Raw genomic sequence first — 3,331 nt, 5'->3', positions numbered from 1 at the left:
CTGCACGGAAAAGACCGTGTGCATGACCGAGTTGATCCGGTCTTCCCTGATGACGTAGCGACCGACGATGTGTACCGGTCTTCCCTGACGATGGGGACGGAGAAGACCGGTTCGTATGCCGCAACGTCGTCAAGGGAGATCTTCTCTGTCGAGACCCACTCCGCCCCGACGCCGGCACGGAAATCCTTCGTACAGGGGGGTTGACGTAAGTGCCGTTTGCCGGGACGGGTCCCGGAGCAGGGGTCGGGACGAACGTGGATTCGGCCGGGGCGAGGTCGAACCCGGGCAAACATATCCTGAGGTTGTCCCAAAAGGATCTATGAACCACCGGTATACCCAGATTGAAACACTTGTATCTACGGGATCTGCCATCTGAACCGGATCTTGGGCTAGAAGGGTGAAATGGCTTTCCATAGGGAGTCGCACCTTCGCACCTGCGGTGCTCAAACTCCTGTCCTGCGGACAGTCGTTCCTGCCGGAACGTCGTTCTTTGGTGCTTCTGCTCCGGACGTCCCGTCCATCGCATATCGCCACGCGGGGAGATCCTGCCGTCCCGGGCAGGAGCTTGAGAAACTCGAAGCGTTTCGAGTGAGGGTCCGGGGAGGTGCGACCGGAGGGAGCTTGAGCACTGTCAGGCGCGAAGGGGTGTCCCCCTCCCGGCAAAGGTGTTTTGGGACAAACTCCCTCTCCGTCACGTCGCGTTGACGACCGTGATCCTTCCCTCGACCGCCGGGGCTGCAGGCACGTTCACGCGCAGGTACTCGATGACGGGGTCGATGTCATAGACGCCCAGCGCGGCCACGTCCCCCCCTTCGAAGAGAGCGTAACCGTCCCCGCCGCCGGCGACAAACTCGCTCGTCACCACCCGGTAGGTGCGGCCGTCCCGGAGGGGCGCCACCGTGCCGCTGGAGGTCACGGAGACGTCCCTGACGCGGCTGCCGGGGTGGACGACGTGCGGCGTGCCGTCAGGGTCGTAGGTCGCGGTATACGGCGTCGCACCCGCGTCGATGGTGAAGGCAAGACCGCTCACCTGCAGGAACCCGCCAGAGGCGACCCCGCTCATCTCCTCCGAGAGGGCGGCGGCGGAGATCTCCAGTGCCTGCCGGATCTGCCCGCCGGTCAGGTTGACGGCGACAAGCCTGTTCTGGAAGGGGAGGATCGTCTCCACCTCATCGCGGGAGAGCGGCCCGGCCGGGATGACGGTATCCCCACGGATGCCGCCGCCGTTCACGAGCGCGATATCCGCCCCGGGGACAGCCGCTCGCCAGGCGTCGGCAACCAGGTTGCCCGCGGCCGCCTCGCCGCCCCGCACCGCGCTCCTCCGGAGGTCGAGCGGCGCTGCAAGCACCCCCGCGGTCCCGTTGACGGCCGCCCGGTGCTCCGGGAGGTAGGGGGCGAGGAGCGCATCCACCGCCGGGTCCGCGGGGACGGTCTCGTCGAGGAAGACCCATTCCCATGACGGGTCCGTGATCCCCGTCCCGGTGCAGGTGAACCGGAGCACCCCGACCCGCTCTCCCCGCATTCCGTCGCTGACGATGACGGTCTTCCAGCCGCCGGGGCCTTCGACCGTCTCGTTTGCGTAGATGTGGTCATGCCCGCCGACGATCAGGTCGATGCCCGCAACCGACCGGGCGACCTCGCGGTCGAGTTCCACCCCCGTGTGGGTGAGGGCGATCACGACCGCCGCTCCCTCTGCCCGGAGGTCCGCCGCCGTCCGTGCGGCAACCCCCGCAAGGTCGGGATCGACCCGGACCCCGTCGCCGGGCCGGGAGACCCGGGCGAGGTCGGGCGTCATCAGCCCGAAGACCCCCACCTTCACCCCGCCGGCATCTAGGATCGCCGAGGGCCGCACTGCCCTGCCCCCGGAGGGGATCAGGTTTGCGCAGACGATCGGGAACCCGGCATGATCGGTCGCGTTCCAGTAGGTGGGGGCGCCGTAATCGAACTCGTGATTGCCGGGGCAGGCGGCGTCGTAGCCGGCGAGGGTCATCGCCCGCAGTTCGGGCTCGCCCCCGAACGTGCTGTACATCGTCCCGGTGAGGTCGTCGCCTGCCGAGAGGAGGAGCGCATCGTCGGCGGCAGCCCCGAACGCCCTCGATATCGTGGCGATCCGGGCGATCCCACCGACCATGCACCCGGTCTCATTTTGGTACGGCTCCACCTGGCCGTGCAGGTCCGACGTGAAGATCACCACGAGGTCGGCTGACGGGTCCCCGTCGCCGGCCGGGAGGAGGAAGAAGAGCCATCCGGCAACGGCGACGGCAAGGAGGAGAACAAGCAGGTAACGGGGTTTCATCACCGGATGTTTCGCGCTTCTGAGAGTTATTGCCGTCGATCGGGAGCGACGGGCGGTTCGGGGACCCGGTCGGCGTCGCCGGGCTGCCGGATCGGGTGCGAGAGAAGTATCGGCCGTGAAGCGGTCAGGACGCCGTGGCGGGAGCACGGACGTAGGCGAGCAGGTCGTCGAGAGTATCCACGTACCCCACCCGGATACCGGTGTTCTCCTCTAGGTATTCTTTCGCGTCCACGACAACCGGGCGCTGTCGTGTTATCCTCAGCCCGCCGAGCGTTCGGGGTTCCTCCCGGCGGTCGACAACCTGGTCGTTCTCGCTTGAGAGGATCAGGAGGGCCTTTCCGCTCGCTGCAGCGGCCTCGGCCTTCTCGAGGATCCCGCCGACCGGACCGATCTTTCCGTCCTCATCGATGGTCCCCGTCACGGTCACGCTCTCGTTGAGCGAAAAACCCTCCAGGACCGAGAGGAGGAGTGCGGTCATCAGCGCTCCCGCGCTGGGGCCGTCAATCTCGGAGACATCTTCCGGGCCCTGGATGCTGAAGATGATGTCGCTCGCCGCAAGGTCTGCACGGGAGTGGTCGGCGGCGAGGGTGACCGCAAGGTTCGCGGCATCTTGAAAGACAATCCCCATCCGGGGCGTCGTCTGGACAAGCACCCTCCCTTTCCCGGGCACGACCTCGACCGAGACGTTCACCATCGCTCCCTCTTCAGTCACTTCCCTGAAGAGAAACAGGTTGCCCTGATCGACCTCGATCTTCTGGAGAATGACCGGCGCCTGCATCGAGGCCGTGCCGGTCCCGGTCGTCCTCTCTACGGGGAGAGGAGCCGCTGTTGCGGCAGGAGCGGCAGTCACCTCCCCGGATCCGGGGACAGCCGGAGAGCGGTCGTCGACCGGGCAGAGGACGACTGCAAGGAGGAAGACGTTCATGACGAGCGAGAGAACAAGCAGAACCGCGAATGTCTTCTCCCGTACCCACATACGCTGCCCGCATACTATTCGTCCGGATATATACCTTTCCGAGAGCGACGGACGGAACG

3 protein-coding genes are annotated in these 3,331 nt (G+C 66.3%); 1 reads left to right on the top strand and 2 read right to left on the bottom strand.

All coding sequences use genetic code 11. The features are described 5' to 3' along the window. Nucleotides 1-204 (top strand): hypothetical protein (locus PLN84_RS08635; RefSeq protein WP_348532010.1); only part of this gene is annotated, 204 nt, incomplete at its 5' end. Between the two features lie 487 nt (nt 205-691). Here the strand turns inward: PLN84_RS08635 and PLN84_RS08630 are convergent. Together PLN84_RS08630 and PLN84_RS08625 are read right to left on the bottom strand one after the other, a co-directional pair. After that, nucleotides 692-2,296: a bifunctional UDP-sugar hydrolase/5'-nucleotidase gene (locus tag PLN84_RS08630; protein ID WP_348532009.1), complete on the bottom strand. Its 1,605-nt coding sequence runs from the start codon at nt 2,294-2,296 to the stop codon at nt 692-694. Nucleotides 2,297-2,420: 124 nt separating this feature from the next. After that, complete coding sequence (locus PLN84_RS08625) at nt 2,421-3,272, bottom strand: S16 family serine protease (protein WP_292386516.1); 852 nt, start codon at nt 3,270-3,272, stop codon at nt 2,421-2,423. Nucleotides 3,273-3,331: the final 59 nt, after the last annotated feature.

It is taken from the genome of Methanoculleus sp. (assembly GCF_035363275.1).
Classification (GTDB): Archaea; Halobacteriota; Methanomicrobia; order Methanomicrobiales; family Methanoculleaceae; genus Methanoculleus.
This window is presented reverse-complemented; position numbering and strand designations above follow the sequence as displayed.